14 protein-coding genes are annotated in these 14474 nt (G+C 50.6%); 10 read left to right on the forward strand and 4 right to left on the reverse strand.

Features of this window, described 5'->3' with window-relative positions; translation table 11 throughout:
* Positions 1–99 precede the first annotated feature (99 nt).
* The 8 genes from A3848_RS20650 (at position 100) to A3848_RS20685 (ending at position 7866) form a co-directional block, all read left to right on the forward strand.
* Positions 100–492 (forward strand): NusG domain II-containing protein, encoded by a 393-nt coding sequence (locus A3848_RS20650; RefSeq protein ID WP_074086731.1) that lies wholly within the window; start codon positions 100–102, stop codon positions 490–492.
* Complete coding sequence (locus A3848_RS20655; protein WP_074086732.1) at positions 476–1027, forward strand: Gx transporter family protein; 552 nt, start codon at positions 476–478, stop codon at positions 1025–1027. Before A3848_RS20650 ends, A3848_RS20655 begins: the two co-directional genes overlap by 17 nt.
* A 30-nt stretch (positions 1028–1057) precedes the next feature.
* Positions 1058–1918 (forward strand): ATP-binding cassette domain-containing protein, encoded by an 861-nt coding sequence (locus A3848_RS20660; protein WP_074086733.1) that lies wholly within the window; start codon positions 1058–1060, stop codon positions 1916–1918.
* The gene (locus A3848_RS20665; RefSeq protein ID WP_074086734.1) at positions 1903–2802 is read left to right on the forward strand and encodes an energy-coupling factor transporter ATPase; all 900 of its coding nucleotides are present in this window, start codon (positions 1903–1905) and stop codon (positions 2800–2802) included. The genes A3848_RS20660 and A3848_RS20665 overlap by 16 nt, the downstream gene beginning before the upstream one ends.
* Positions 2795–3586, forward strand: coding sequence for an energy-coupling factor transporter transmembrane component T family protein (locus tag A3848_RS20670; protein ID WP_074086735.1), 792 nt, complete (start codon positions 2795–2797; stop codon positions 3584–3586). The genes A3848_RS20665 and A3848_RS20670 overlap by 8 nt, the downstream gene beginning before the upstream one ends.
* 20 nt (positions 3587–3606) lie before the next feature.
* Positions 3607–5532, forward strand: coding sequence for a peptidase U32 family protein (locus tag A3848_RS20675; protein ID WP_074086736.1), 1926 nt, complete (start codon positions 3607–3609; stop codon positions 5530–5532).
* A gap of 146 nt (positions 5533–5678) precedes the next feature.
* Positions 5679–6980: an aspartate aminotransferase family protein gene (locus tag A3848_RS20680; RefSeq protein WP_074086737.1), complete on the forward strand. Its 1302-nt coding sequence runs from the start codon at positions 5679–5681 to the stop codon at positions 6978–6980.
* Between the two features lies 1 nt (position 6981).
* Positions 6982–7866 (forward strand): UbiA-like polyprenyltransferase, encoded by an 885-nt coding sequence (locus A3848_RS20685; protein ID WP_074086738.1) that lies wholly within the window; start codon positions 6982–6984, stop codon positions 7864–7866.
* A gap of 1016 nt (positions 7867–8882) precedes the next feature.
* Here the strand turns inward: A3848_RS20685 and A3848_RS20690 are convergent.
* From A3848_RS20690 to A3848_RS20705, 4 genes are all read right to left on the reverse strand, one after another.
* Positions 8883–9863: a polyprenyl synthetase family protein gene (locus tag A3848_RS20690; RefSeq protein ID WP_074086739.1), complete on the reverse strand. Its 981-nt coding sequence runs from the start codon at positions 9861–9863 to the stop codon at positions 8883–8885.
* 18 nt (positions 9864–9881) lie between these two features.
* On the reverse strand, positions 9882–10331 hold the full coding sequence (locus A3848_RS20695) for a hypothetical protein (RefSeq protein WP_074086740.1): 450 nt from the start codon (positions 10329–10331) through the stop codon (positions 9882–9884).
* A 252-nt stretch (positions 10332–10583) separates the two neighbouring features.
* A complete protein-coding gene (locus A3848_RS20700) occupies positions 10584–12467 on the reverse strand; it encodes an FAD-dependent oxidoreductase (protein ID WP_074086741.1) in 1884 nt (627 codons plus the stop codon).
* 48 nt (positions 12468–12515) lie between these two features.
* Positions 12516–13421: an FMN-binding protein gene (locus A3848_RS20705; RefSeq protein ID WP_074086742.1), complete on the reverse strand. Its 906-nt coding sequence runs from the start codon at positions 13419–13421 to the stop codon at positions 12516–12518.
* Between the two features lie 463 nt (positions 13422–13884).
* Between A3848_RS20705 and A3848_RS20710 the strand changes: the two genes are divergently transcribed.
* Positions 13885–14088 carry a CsbD family protein gene (locus A3848_RS20710; protein WP_074086743.1) on the forward strand — a complete coding sequence of 68 codons (204 nt, stop codon included), beginning with the start codon at positions 13885–13887 and terminating at the stop codon, positions 14086–14088.
* A gap of 46 nt (positions 14089–14134) precedes the next feature.
* Positions 14135–14407: a hypothetical protein gene (locus tag A3848_RS20715; RefSeq protein WP_143192435.1), complete on the forward strand. Its 273-nt coding sequence runs from the start codon at positions 14135–14137 to the stop codon at positions 14405–14407.
* The last annotated feature ends 67 nt before the right edge of the window (positions 14408–14474 follow it).

Consider the following 14474-nt stretch of genomic DNA (forward strand, 5'->3'; position numbering starts at 1 on the left):
CTAAAACCGACAAAACCCGAGTACATTCATTGAAGGATTGCAAACAGACCGTTATAATTAATAAGTCTGGATTTTAACTAAAAAATAAGGGAGATCATTATGAAACGCGCAGATGTGCTGCTGATTTCCATCGTGCTCATTGCCGCGCTTGCTTTTATCGTGCCGAGATGGCTCTCGAACGATAGCGACAAGGCGGGACCCGGAAACAACCTGGTAGCTAATATAACGGTGGATGGCAAGCTGTATAAGACAGTGAAGCTTACAAAAGAAGAACAAACCATTGATATCCGCACAGAGCGCGGCTATAACATTCTGAAGGTGTATGACTATGGGATTGAAATGTACGATGCGGACTGTCCCGATAAGGTATGCCTGGGCTTTGGCCATATTACCCGTCCGAAGCAGACCATCGTGTGCCTGCCGCACCGGGTGTTAGTAGAAATTGCAGGCGGTGTGTCGGGGGAGGATGATATAGATGCCTATGTCCAGTAGTGAATCGACAACAGCATTAAAGCGTACGGTGATTGTGGCTATTTTCGCAGCGGTCGCTGTAGTACTAAGTTTAGTGGAGGCCCAGATCCCTCTGGTTGGGGTCGGACTCATGCCTGGCGCCAAGCTCGGCTTCGCCAATATCATGATTTTGACCTGTATTTTCTTTTTAAGGGGCCGTGACGCCTTTGTGCTGGTCATTCTGAAGACATTGCTTACTGCATTCCTGCTGGGCACCTTTTCGAGTCTTCTCTTCAGTCTGTTCGGATCGCTGCTCAGCTTTGTGGTGATGTTCCTGCTGGTGAAGTGGGGAGGCGGGAAGTTGAGTGTGATCGGTATTAGTATAGCGGGTGGACTGGCCCATAATACGGGGCAGCTGTTCGCGGCAGCCATTGTATTCAAATCTATGAGTATTTTCTATTACTTGCCGGTGCTGCTTATTACCGGGATTGTGACGGGGATCGCAGTTGGCTTCGCCGTACGTTATCTAATAGCGTCGCTGTCCAAAATATCGCTGTTTGAAGAGTTTTTGGGCTAAAGCGGACCCATCAGCGGAGGGATGACTAACATGAATAAAGCATATCAAGACGTGGAGAATGCAGGCGGGGTGCCGGCTGTGATCCAGCTGGACGGAGTATCTTTTGGCTATGATCCGGAGCATCCTATTTTCCACAATATCAGCGTATCCATTCCACAGGGCCAGTGGGTGAGTATAGTAGGACCGAACGGCTGCGGCAAGTCCACACTGGTTAAGCTGATGAACGCCCTACTGCCCAAAAGCGGCGGAGAGATCACCATATGCGGCCATCAGCTGGGTGAAGAAACGATTAGCGCCATCCGCCAATGCATCGGTATGGTGTTCCAGAATCCCGACAATCAATTCATCGGGGCTACGGTGGAGGAAGATATATTGTTTGGGCTGGAGGGGCTGTGTTTGCCCTACGCGGAGATGGAGGAACGCCTGAGAACCTATACCTTGAAGCTGGGGATTGAGGATCTGCTGGCCAAGCATCCGGGCGAGCTGTCGGGTGGACAGAAGCAGCGTGTCGCCATTGCATCCATCCTAGCTATGAAGCCAGGCATCGTCATCTTTGACGAGGCCTCTTCCATGTTGGATGAGGCGAGCCGTGATGAGCTGCTGCGCATTCTTCAAGGGATGAGATCAGATGGGCAGTACACCATCCTGATGATCACGCATGATGCGGACGAGATCCTGGCCTCGGACCGGGTACTGGCCCTGCATGGCGGTGGTCTTGCCGCTGATACGACCCCGCAGGCGCTGTTCGGAAATGCAGAGCTTCTGGAGAAATGCCATCTGCTGGAGCCGTATCCTTGGCGTCTTGCCCGGGAATTGCAAAGCCGGGGAATCAGGGTGGATGTGCCCGCCAGCGAAAAGGAGCTAATAGATACACTATGGCCATACAACTAGAGCAAGTAAGCTTTACTTACGCCGAGAAAAGCTTGTGGAAGCAGACGGCGCTGCATGATATTACCCTTGGTATTCCCAAAGGCTCGCTTACCGGGATTGCGGGTGCAACGGGTTCGGGCAAGTCTACGCTGCTGCAGCTCTTTAATGGCATCCTTAAACCAACGCAGGGGACGGTAAAAGTGCTGGATGTGACTATACGGGCCGGTGAGAAATCACCGAAGCTGCTGCCGCTGCGCCGCCGGGTCGGACTGGTCTTTCAATTTCCGGAGCAGCAGATGTTCGAAGATACGGTGGAAAAGGACCTGATCTTCGGACCGCTCAACTTTGGCATGAGTCCGGAGGAGGCCAAGGAGCGCGCACGCAAAGCCATGCTCGAAATGGGGCTGGACCTCGCCTTGCTCTCGCGCAATCCATTCCGCTTAAGCGGAGGACAGATGCGCAAGGCGGCCATCGCCTCCGTACTGGCCATGGACCCGGAAATAGTCGTGCTGGACGAGCCAACCGCCACACTGGACCCGGTCAGCCGGGCGGAGTTGATCGCGCAATTGGAGCGTCTCTGCCGCGAACAGGGCCGGACGGTTATTATCGTAACCCACCGGATGGATGAACTGCTGCCGGTTGCCGACCGCTGGATTCTGTTAAAGGACGGGAAAATTGCATTTCAGGGCAGCGGTGGAGAGCTTGCTGCCGATCCGGACATCCTTACGCGCTGCGGTCTGGGTGTGCCGCATTCGCTCCGTTACTGGCACGCCATTGCTGGCCAGTTCGGCCTTGCGGGTGAGAGGCCCCGCCTTACCGCTGAGAGCCTTGCCGAGCTGATCGCTTCATTGCCGGGGACCGTCAGATCAGGGAACTCGGCTGGAATGGGGGATGCCCATGAATGAGCGGCTGCTGCTGGGACGAAGCATTGAGACCGGCTCGTGGGTGCACAAGCTGGATGCGCGTTCCAAGCTTACCGGGATGCTGCTGTATGTAGCTGTAATTCTGCTGTCGGATTCCTGGCTGTCGATGGCGCTGCTGGCTGTATTTTCGATTACGATCATGGCTTCGACGCGTATTCCGCTGAAGTATTTCATCAAGGCGGCCAAGCCCTTGCGTTATTTGATGCTGTTCATCTTCATCGTACAGCTTCTGTCCGTCAAAGAGGGAGATGTGCTCTGGTCCGCCGGCTCGTTCTCGCTGCATGAGGGGGGGCTGCGCCTGGCTGCTTTTTCTGTCATCCGCATGCTGTTTCTGATCACGTTCACGGCGCTCCTTACCTTTACCACAACGCCTGGCAAGCTCAATCAGGGACTAGAGGGGATCCTGGCACCCTTCAAGAAATTAGGACTGTCGCCGGACCGGATTACGCTGATGATCAGCATTGCGCTGCGGTTTATTCCTACGATTCTGGATGAATCGCAGATTATTATGAAGGCCCAGGCCTCCCGCGGAGCTGATCTGCAGGAGCTGCCTTTGAAAGAGAAAGCGCGGATGCTAGTGTCGCTGCTTGTGCCGGTGATCTCCAGCGCCTTCCGGCGGGCACAGGATCTGGTCTATTCCATGGAAGCCAGAGGCTTCCGCATGGATGCTCCGCGCAGCCGGTATCACCGTTTGAGGTGGGGCGCTGCCGATACTGTTTTTGTTGCTATGTTTATTATCATGGGAGTTGCAGTGGCATTATTGTGATATTTTAGGAGGAATAGGTAATGGCAAGATTTTTTAACGGAAAAGAAATTGAATTGCTCGCACCTGCGGGAACATTTGATATTTTCAAGGCAGTGGTCGAGTCGGGCTGTGATGCGGTGTATTTTGGCGGTCCTGTACTCAATATGAGAATGATGCGCAAAGGCTATAATCTATCGCATGAAGAAATTATTGAAGCCCTGGACATCGCCCACAGTTTAGATAAAAAAGTATATATCACCGTAAACAATCTTTTCAGCGAAGATGATGTGGAGGAAGCGAGAGCCTATCTGCGGTTTCTTGACGAGGTCCGTCCGGATGCGCTGATTGTTCAGGATATGGCAGTGCTGGAGCTCATCCGCGAGATGGCGCTTACCGTTCCTATCCATGCTTCGGTCATGATGAATGTGCACAATCTGGAGATGATCTACGCGCTGCGTGATCTTGGAGTAAGCCGGGTGGTTACCTCGCGGGAAATGGACCTGCAGACGGCTAAGCTGCTGGGGCAGCAGAGCGGCATGGAGCTGGAATACTTTGTTCATGGTGATATGTGCTCTGTTCACGGGGCGAACTGCTATTTCAGCTCCCAGGTATTCGGGATGAGCAGCAACCGTGGCAAATGTATGAAGCCTTGCCGCTGGGATTACCGGATTAAGCGGGACGGATATGTATTCCCGGCAGAATATCCGCTGGCCGTCAAGGATATGTTCATGTATGAGCATCTTCCGGAGCTGATCGAATCAGGAATTACCTCTTTCAAAATTGAAGGCCGGATGCGCGATAAGGAATTCATGGTCTCCCTGGCGAACAGCTACAGTGAGGCTATTGACCGGTATATTGAAGATCCGATTGGCTTTGACCGGACTGTGGACTCCAAAGAGCTATACAAAAACCGCAAACGCGATTTCTCCACCGCTTACGCTTTTGGCAAACCAGGTCTGTCGAACATTAACCGCCGGTACGAAGGTACAGGCAAATTCTACAGCACGGGTAAGGTATTCAGTACGCCAACTGCCGAACGTGAGCTGTCCGAAACCCGGGTGCAGGAGCTGCGCGAACGTCTGGCCGAGGCAGGAAAGGGTTCAAAAGCTGTACCGGAACTAGCTGTACGTGTGAATAATATGGAGCAGGCCCGTCTGGTCATCGAAATGGGTGTAGAGAGCCTGTATCTGCCTGGAGATGTATTTGAGCCGGACCGGCCGTTTACGAAGCAGGATATTAAGGAGCTTGGGGCCATTAAAGGGAATACCCGGTTGTACCTTGGCATGCCGCGGATGATGAACGAGCTTCATTTTAACCAGTATGATCATTTGCTGAACGGAGAGCGACTGCCTATTGATGGACTGATGATTACCAATCTTGGGGCCATTCGGCGCTACAGAGCATACGGGTACCCGTTGATCGGTGATGCCAATCTGAATATCTACAATCATCTTTCTGCAGGGCTGTACGCCGGACTGGGGCTGGAAAAGCTGACCGTATCACCGGAAATGACGATGGAGCATTTTGCCGCCTTCACCTCGCGTTGTGATCTGCCGCTGGAGGTTGTTGTTCACGGCACACCGGCGCTGATGTACATGGAACATGATCTATATGAGAATACCGAGGTTATGGAGCCTATTGCTGAAGAAGATAATCTCTATGTCCGTAATGATGTACTGGTTCTCAAAACCGATAAGGGTGAAAATCCAGTCTACCGTGACCAATTTGGGCGCTGCCATCTGCTCTTCTCCAAAGAACTTTGCTACCTGCCAATGCTGAACGAAATGCGCGGACTTGGTATTGCCAGCTTCCGGATCGAGGGCGCCACATACAGTACGGAAGAGCTGCGGACAATCATTGCTGCCTACCAGGCTGCCCTTCGCGGAACACATTCGCAAGAGGATCTACTGGGCGGACTTACGCCTGTGTATGCTGGTTATACGCTCGGTGCCCTGCAGTTTAATTGAATTATTTAAATTTTAAAATATCGCCATGGAGCGTATAATAACGGTAAACGTATGATTGTTAAGTAATTTTTTTCACAAAGAAGTTTTACAGATTCATAATCCCTACTGTACCGCCCGGACGGGCGCCTGAAAGAGAGGAACCCTTCATGAAGCAACAAGAGACAGCCATTGGAAGAACAGCGGTTGCCGCCAAAAGAAAGCAATATTTCTATCCCTGCACCGCACACTTTTACCGGGATGCGCCGCAGCTCGTGCGTGGAAGCATGCAGTTTGTCTATGATGAGAACGGCAAGCCGTATACGGACTTTTTTGCCGGGGTATCGGTTGTCGCCTGCGGCCACTGCAACCCTGTAATTACAGGACGTACGATTGCGCAGCTTCAGCAGCTCCAGCACACCTCGACAGTGTATCTTACGCAGCCGAATGTGGATTTGGCAGAGCGATTGGAAGAGGTGCTTCCGGGGAATCTGCGCCGCAGCTTCTTCGTCAACAGCGGCTCGGAGGCCAATGAGGGGGCACTTCTGCTAGCCAGAATGCATACCGGCCGCAAAGGCTTCATTGCTCTGGAGAGCGGGCTGCACGGGCGGACCAATCTGACGATGAGTGTAACCGGGCTGCAAATGTGGAGAACGGATCCATACCTGGATGAAGATGTAACGTTTATTGAGCGGCCGTATCACCCGGAGCTTACGCTGGAGGAGGCTGCAGCCGTTTCTCTGAAAAGCCTGGAGCGGGTGCTGAAGGAAAAAGGCCACACGATCGCTGCGATGATCGTTGAGCCGATTCAGGGGAATGGGGGCATGATTATGCCGGCCCTCACTTATTTCCGCGAGGTCAAAGCGCTGCTGGAGGCGTACGGCGTGCTGCTGATCGACGATGAGATTCAGACGGGCTACGGCCGTACGGGAGCTATGTTCGCTATGGAGCATTTTGGCGTTGTGCCGGATATTATCAGTATGGCCAAAGCGCTGGGCAACGGAGTTCCGGTAGCGGCCTTTGCGACCACAGATGACATTGCGGCATCCTTGAACCGGCCCTCCGCTTCAACCTTCGGGGGGAATCCGGTGTCGGCGGCTACGGCACTGGCGGTACTCGACTATATCCGCGACGAACAGCTGCCGGAGCGCGCAGCCGAATTGGGGGCTCGACTCAAGGGGGGCCTGGAGTCCCTTCAGGAACGTTATCCGGGAATGATCGTTGACGTACGGGGAACCGGTCTGATGCTGGGTGCGGAACTGGCGGGTCCGGATGCTGCTGGTTCGGCTGCGCTGACCGACGATGTGCTGGAAGCGATGAAGGACCGCGGATATTTAATCGGCAAAAATGGCATAGGCCGCAACGTGCTGGCCTTCCAGCCTCCCCTGGTGATTACCGCTGAGGATATTGAAGGCATGCTGACTGCTTTGAATGAAGTGCTGCAGCAAGTTTCTACAGAAAAGGAAGAATGATATGGCCATCTTAAATGCTGTCAAAACCTCTGCGCTCAAGCTGAAAATGTTCAGCGAGCTGGTGATGTTTTCCCATACTCTGTTTTCGCTGCCCTTCGCCATCATTTCGATGGTCTGGGCTGCAGGGGGTTGGCCATCCGGCCACATGATGCTGTGGGGACTTATTGCTCTAATCGGTGCGCGGAATGGTGCTAACGCCTTTAACCGTCTGGTTGACCGAACCTTTGACGGCAAAAATCCGCGCACAGCGCACCGTCATCTGCCGCAGCGGCTGCTTGCGGAGAAGGAAGTTATTTTCTTCATTATCATCAACTATGCCTTGTTCATTGTGGCCTCCGGCATGCTGAATCTGCTCTGTCTGCTGCTGTCGCCGGTGGCTATCGTTCTGATCTCATCCTATTCGTATACCAAACGCTTCACGTTCTTAAGCCATTTGTATTTGGGCTTTGTGATTGCCTCGGCGCCGATTGGCGCCTGGTTTGCAGTGACGGGAAATATCGCCTTTACCCCGTTCGTGATCGGCACAATCGTTATGCTCTGGATCGCCGGGTTTGATATCATCTACGGCACCCAGGATATCGATTTTGACCGCCGGAACGGTCTGTGGTCGATTCCCAGCTTCTTCGGACTGGAGAATGCACTGCGCATTTCCAAAGGCCTGCATTTCATTATGATTATGCTGCTGCTGTTCTTGTACCTCTGGCGCGATCTGGGCTGGATGTACCTGGTCGGTATCGGCATTGCTACAATGCTGCTGATGACCGAGCACCGCATTATTAAGCCGCATAACCGGCGGCTGATGAAGGTGGCTTCGTATAATTTGAATCAGGTAATCAGTATGGTGATATTGCTGTGTACGCTGATTGATTATTTTTATGTGAGTTAGGGGTTTGGCGGGGGGCGCGGTTAGGAGAGGCTCCGCTCCGGGGAATGTTTGGACTTCCGGCCGCTGTTGTCTCCAGATGTTTTGGATTAGATCGCTATTAGCGATAACATCTGGAGACAAAGGCGGACGCTATCGCTCCTACAGTTCCAAACTTCCCCGCAGCGAAGTCCTAACCTTGCCTTGGCCCACCCCACGCTAGCCTGCCCAGCATGGGGTGGGCAGGGCACATCGGCGCGGAAAGCTGGCTTACGCGGCTTTCCTTGCTCGGTAGGGCGGAGCAACCCTTGAACTCTGTCCCGCCGGGGCCATCGTTCAAGGACAACCCCAACCCCAGGCGCAGGACATAGAGCTAAACTTACTCACGGGCGCTTCGCTGCGTTCGCTTGTTTAGCGAAAACAAAGGCAAAGGCAAGACAAAGGCAAGGGCGAAATAAGTATCTATCGTCTCGCATTCACCCACAGATGCACAAGTGGGGGGGGAGAGATAGATATGAAGAAGGTCCAACAAGCGAGAGAAATAGATCAATACAAAAGAAGGCCTCAACAATCGGGACCTTCTTTTGTGTTATCGTATTTGATTACAGCTTATTCAGTGAATACCTAATTGAACTGAGAGAGTAATTCTCTGCAGGAGTTATTGCTAAGTGGAATTTGTATACCTAATTCGCCTGAAGCGTCACCACAACGAAGTTTAGTTGGAATTTGTATACCTAATTCCAATAATTCGTCTGTTTGGTAGAATTTCGGCTGATTTAGATATACTTTTTCCACTTTGGCTGGACGCGTCAGACTAAACACCTACTAGATGAACAGGCTGCTCACCAAGTAGTATCAGTCAGTTAGTATATCTGTTCATTTATTTTCCAGTCCATCCATAATCTGTCTTCCAGTCCTTCCGCCTCTGACAGCCCCGAGAGGAGTATGCTTACAGTTACTTCGGTGTTCGGGTTGGCATGAGCCGCTTAGCAGGTCAGTTGTCTATGTTACATGCACCTGCACACTGGCTCGGAGCAGCCTTAACGATCCCGGCCGGTAAAATACTGCAGCAGCGTCTCCAGATCGGCATGCGCCGGGTAGCTGGAGAACTGCTGGATGATTCCAGCGGCTTGCATCAGATAGTTCTGGCTGACCTCTTCCGTGCGGGCCAGGGCGTCACTGTGGACTATCAGGGCCAGTACACGAGCTACCTCCTCATCCGATGAGGAGGGGCCGATGGTGCGAATCACCGGAGCCAGCTCGGGGTCTTGCAGGGCAAACAGTACTGGAAGTGTAACCTGGCCATGGCGCAGGTCGCTACCGGCCGGCTTGCCAAGCACATCGGCAGACTGGGTGAAGTCAAGCAGGTCATCCTGGATCTGAAAAGACATACCCAGCGCTTCGCCAAAGTTGTAAAGCAGGTTCGCGACTTCCTCTGTGCTCTCCGTAGACAGCGCGCCGACCCGCAAGCAGGTTGCCATCAGCAGGGCGGTTTTGTTACGGGATTTCTCCAGGTACTCTTCAAAAGTAAGATTGTAATCGTAGGCATGCTCCATCTGCTGGTATTCTCCCAGACATAACTGAGCGGTAGCCACGGCTGACAAATCATGAACATACCGGTTTTTGTCACCGGTGTATTTGCTGAGCAGCTCGATCACCCGGGCGGACATATAATTCCCGATATGCACCGCAGATAGTACTCCGGTCTTGGTGTGCAGGGCAGGAGCGCCCCTGCGCAGCTCAGCATCGTCAATAATATCATCATGAATTAATGAGGCGGCGTGAATAAATTCAGCGGCAGCAGACAATTGAAGCGTTCTGCGGCCCGAAGGCTTGCGTCCAAAACGGCCGCCGACGATGACCATCAGCGGCCGGAGCCGTTTGCCGCCGGAGCCGGTCAGCTCCAGAATGCTTTGTGCCAGCTGTGACTTTTTGGGTACGTCTTTATCACGGGCTACAATATTCTGAATTTCATGGTTAATTTCGTTCAGGTCTATATTTAAGGCTTCATGCAGCTTCATCTTTACGGTTCCCACCTGTCAAATGGCTTTGCTGGTGCGGCTGTGCTGCCTTCGCTCCTGGATCAGGAACTCTTCAATGCCCGCCGCCGGATTTTGTTCTGCGAAGTCTCCATTTGACCGCGCGATTTGCAATTTTTTAATCGAAGGAGCCAGGTAAGCAACCAGGTCCAGTTCACGGCATTTCACTGCGAATTGCAGATAAAAGCTATACAAATAATCTCCATCCAAAATGTTGCGGGTCAGGTCAGGATGATGTGGGGCACATTCCATATGGCGTTTAGCCGCCACAATTAGAATGATATAAATACCTAGCAAATGGACTTTGCGGTCATATTCCAGATCATGGCGTTCCAGTGCCGAGAGCAGTTGCTCACATTCTGACGGAGAGAGATGCAGTTGAATTCCGGCGATCGGTGACATTTCAGTCTGAAGCAACCGGAAGCTGTCTTCAATGAGTTTTCTGTTCACAAGATTCTCTCCTTCTTGTCGGTTTTGCCGGAAGAAACCATAGCCTTGATTATCCCTACAAAACCCTTTGTTAAAACCAAACAAATCTGTGATGGATTATGCTAGTACCTTGATAAATAAGGAGAGTAATGTGTCCTACGGACACATTACTCTTAAGATCATCATATTCAGCTGCAGCAACACAAAATACACATAAGTTACTGTTATTATTTATTAAACGGTGACAGAAGCATTAAACAACGGGTATTCACATCAGTCTGTAAACAGATACCATCGCCGTACAAGCGGGATTCGTTTCCACTGCTTCTTGAGCCAAGGCAGGACATAGTAGTCCAGACCGAAGACGCTACCCGATCCGCCAATGCACGCGATAGCTGCTCCAACGTACCAGAGCATTTCTGTTGAAGCCATCTTGGTAGACCAAATCATAACGGCCATACCTATGGTCGCTATGGAAGAGATAGCTGTAAACAAACCAACGATAAGCATAACACCGAAGACGATTTCGGCACAAACCATGCCGATTTGGAACCACTTAGCCAGGGCTGTATAATCTGTTCCGCCACTGTTATAGAACATCAAGTTCATGAACCAATGGGTGATATCATAAATCCATCCTGGAACCCATAAAGCTTCAACCGCTTCCTTGGCAGTTGTTACTGCGGAAGCTGCGGATTGGGCATCCACTGTATCCTTGACGGCATCGACGGCAACGCTGGCCGAGGAGGCAGCATCCGTAAGATGTGCAGGAGCAGGAATCAGGAAAATCTTATTCGGATCTTCCCAGATCTTTCTGAGCTTGTCTATCCCTTCATATAACCACATGCCCCCAAGCAGCATACGGAGCGGAACCAGCCAGAAATTCGGGGAACGTTTGGAGAAGTAGCCGCCCACGAAGCTCTTGCGGTTCTCTACATGGAAGAATTCATGCATCATGTAGGTCCATACTTTGTTAAAGCCTACGACTTGAGACAGATAGAACATATTGATGAAATGCTTGGACAGCATTGCCATGAATCCGGTAAGCATGAAGAACTTGCCTGGAAGACCTACGTTGGCAACACCGTAGCGGCTGCCGATGGAGACCATGGTGCCATGGAAGCCTGGTTTGTAGGCTTTTTTGGCGGTACCGCTGATGTCTGCTGCGATATTGTTCGCAATGACCGGAGCGGCTTGTTCAGCATTTTCAACCATCTGCGGAACCGGACGGGTTTCGCCTTCAGGAATGAAGAAGATGTTATCCCCTACTACGTAGACATTCTTATGGTCAACACTTTCCAAGTGCTCGTTGGTAACGATGCGTTTACGCCCTTGCTGTTGTACTTCAAGGCCGCCAACGATTTCGGAACCTTCTACACCGGCAGTCCAGACAATTGTCTGGGAATCCACGATGTTTTTCTCGCCGAGGGCTACACTGCCGTTGCCCACTTCAGTGATCTTGGCACCGGTAACGATTTCGACGTTCAGCTTGCGCAGACGGGCTTCAGCCTTCTGAATCAGCTTATCCGGGAGGATAGGCAGAATCTTCGGAGCCATATCGGCAACGATTAGACGTACTTCGGATGGATCAATGAAGAACTCCTTGCACAGCTCTTCGCGTTGCTCAGCCATTTCCCCAACCAGTTCGACACCCGTGAAGCCAGCACCGATGATGACGAAGGTCAGCATTGCACGGCGGACAGCAGGATTTTTCTCCTTGGCGGCTTTGGTGTACATATCGCGAATCTGGCGTTTGAGCGCAACCGCATCATCGTACGACCAGAAGGAGAAGGTGTTCTCTTCAGCTCCGGGAATTCCGAAGAATGTAGGTTTGCTGCCTGTTCCGATTACCAGGTAATCATAAGCATAGGTCGCTTTGTCGGATTTCAGCTTCTTGCTCTTGAAGTCAATATTGCTGATCTCATCCAGAACAACATCCACTTTCAGACCGGCAAAAATTTTCTTCAAATCAATTTTGATTGAATCCTCAGGCGCACGGTTCGCGGACACCTCATGCAGCTCAGTCAAGAGAGTGTGATAAGGATTGCGGTCGATCAGCTTAATTTCTACATCTTTGTTGTTCTTATACTTCTTTGCCAGTTTCTTAGCCGTGAGTACGCCGCCGTAGCCGCCGCCCAAAATGACTATTTTTTTCAAGAGAAACTCACCTCATTCATCTGATTAGCTGCAAAAGGGAAGCGAATGTTATTTCGCGCCTTCAAGTGCTTTTTCTGCAAGTGTAAAGTATTCGCCAACGTGGATGGAAACACCGGAAATTGCATCAGTTTTGCCTTCTGCATCCAGTTTAGGAGCAGCACCTTTGTTTTCAAGGAAGTATTTTTCGGCAAGAGCAATTTCTTCGTGCCATTCAGCAGAAGCGCCGCCGGCTTTCATGCCGTATTTGCCATCAATGGAAAACTGTTTCTTGTCATCGCCTGCAGCGTTCACGCCGCTGAAATTAGCAGCTACGATATTTCCGCCTGCAACCGTAATTGCAACAGTGGATTTCCAGCCGGATTTAGCATCCATTTCGCCTTCAGCAGTGTAGCCACCGTCTTTGTATGGTCCAAGTTGTGCAGGACCTGCAGCCAGGGCAGCTTGAGATGCGGTAACAAAGTCACTTACTCCAACGGAAACGCCGGAAATGGCATCGGTTTTGCCTTCAGCATTTACAACTACTGCTGCAGGATCTTGTTTTTCAATCAAAAAGGCTTCAGCTTTAGCCGCTTGCTCATGCCATTCAGCTTGGCCGCCGCCTTTGGATACCAGTCCGTATTTACCATCTTCAGAAACTTTTTTCTTCAGATCGCCAGCTTTTTTAGTATTGAAAGCATCCCAATCTGCTTTGGTGATTTTTCCGCCTTCAACAGTCAGCAGAACGAATGATTGCCAGCCTGTTTCTTTGTCAGCTGGTGCTGTTCCGTAATATGTTCCATCTTGATACTTACCTGTTTCAGCAGTTGCAGTGCCGGCGTCGGATGCAGCAGGTGCAGCGGACTCGACAGGGGCATTAGTAGCTGCCGCGTTGTTACTATTGTTGTTGTTACCACAGCCTGCGAGCAAAGTACCAAGTACAAGAGCGCTCGACAAAATTACAGAAGCTTTTTTCATTTTAGTATGACCTCCAAAGAAATAGTTTAAAATATATATATTAAAATGTAAAACATTTTAATAGTAATTGGAAGTGATAAAAATCACTTTATAAATGACATTTATCACTTTTGAATCCGTCCAAAGACCCTTTTTGTAGCAGCCTTATGACATATATCGGCGTATAATAGAAAAAAATTTAATTATCTCGTTTCATCTTCGATGGCATTCTAGCATAAGCAGGACATAATACATGTGAAAATAATCACTTAAAGATAAAGTTTTTTATTGACAGTTGAATTATATCAAATTTTAAAATACTAAGATACTAGTTTAAAGGACTATTATGTGACAGAAACCGACGGGGGTTGCTGTTCTTTTCTGCGGCCGGGATTAGATTCATTTTTAAGGATCAGGGGTAATGATTTTGTAAGACATGAGCCTCTGGTCATACTAAAAAGGCACCTAAGGAGATGAGCATGTAATGGATAGTAATGTAATCAAGGGAAAGTGGATGCAGCTTAAAGGTGAGGCCAAGAAACAATGGGGACAACTTACAGATGATGATCTTGATGTTATCGACGGTGAGAAGGATAAGCTGGTAGGCAAACTTCAGGAACGTTATGGCCATACCAAAGATGATGCGGAAGCGGAATACCGCAGCTGGGAGCAATCCATCCGCCACTAATATAACACACCCTCAAAACAGGATAATCACATAAACAGGAGAGGCGATGTCTATGTATAAATCCCATGTCGTAACCGGCAGAATTATCGAGATCAACGCTGATCGGGTACTTACACAGCAGGGAGAGATGTTCTGCAGCTTTCATCCCCGGTACTATATGCTTCCGGATGTTGAGACATGGACACCTGAGGAATGTGACCTGAAAGAGGAGCCTGTAATCATATTGCATGAGCAGAGCGGAGGCCAGAGCTTGAAAAGCCGCTGGAGTTCTATAAGGCCCTGGTTTCCGCAGCATAAGAAGAGCGCAAATCGTATCTGATTTGCGCTCTTCTTATGCAGAAAGGCATATATCGGAGAAGGATTTGGGCCTGGTTCGCAGGTATTAA

This window comes from Paenibacillus sp. P32E (assembly GCF_001909085.1).
In the GTDB taxonomy this organism is placed as follows: domain Bacteria; phylum Bacillota; class Bacilli; order Paenibacillales; family Paenibacillaceae; genus Paenibacillus_AQ; species Paenibacillus_AQ helianthi.

Bases quoted from the DNA above. Each gene is read 5' to 3' on its own strand.
- A3848_RS20650 (WP_074086731.1), top strand. From the start codon at position 100: ATGAAACGCGCAGATGTGCTGCTGATTTCCATCGTGCTCATTGCCGCG.
- A3848_RS20680 (WP_074086737.1), top strand. From the start codon at position 5,679: ATGAAGCAACAAGAGACAGCCATTGGAAGAACAGCGGTTGCCGCCAAA.
- A3848_RS20665 (WP_074086734.1), top strand. From the start codon at position 1,903: ATGGCCATACAACTAGAGCAAGTAAGCTTTACTTACGCCGAGAAAAGC.
- A3848_RS20675 (WP_074086736.1), top strand. From the start codon at position 3,607: ATGGCAAGATTTTTTAACGGAAAAGAAATTGAATTGCTCGCACCTGCG.
- A3848_RS20705 (WP_074086742.1), bottom strand. From the start codon at position 13,421: ATGAAAAAAGCTTCTGTAATTTTGTCGAGCGCTCTTGTACTTGGTACT.
- A3848_RS20685 (WP_074086738.1), top strand. From the start codon at position 6,982: ATGGCCATCTTAAATGCTGTCAAAACCTCTGCGCTCAAGCTGAAAATG.
- A3848_RS20690 (WP_074086739.1), bottom strand. From the start codon at position 9,863: ATGAAGCTGCATGAAGCCTTAAATATAGACCTGAACGAAATTAACCAT.
- A3848_RS20660 (WP_074086733.1), top strand. From the start codon at position 1,058: ATGAATAAAGCATATCAAGACGTGGAGAATGCAGGCGGGGTGCCGGCT.
- A3848_RS20670 (WP_074086735.1), top strand. From the start codon at position 2,795: ATGAATGAGCGGCTGCTGCTGGGACGAAGCATTGAGACCGGCTCGTGG.
- A3848_RS20715 (WP_143192435.1), top strand. From the start codon at position 14,135: ATGTCTATGTATAAATCCCATGTCGTAACCGGCAGAATTATCGAGATC.
- A3848_RS20710 (WP_074086743.1), top strand. From the start codon at position 13,885: ATGGATAGTAATGTAATCAAGGGAAAGTGGATGCAGCTTAAAGGTGAG.
- A3848_RS20655 (WP_074086732.1), top strand. From the start codon at position 476: ATGCCTATGTCCAGTAGTGAATCGACAACAGCATTAAAGCGTACGGTG.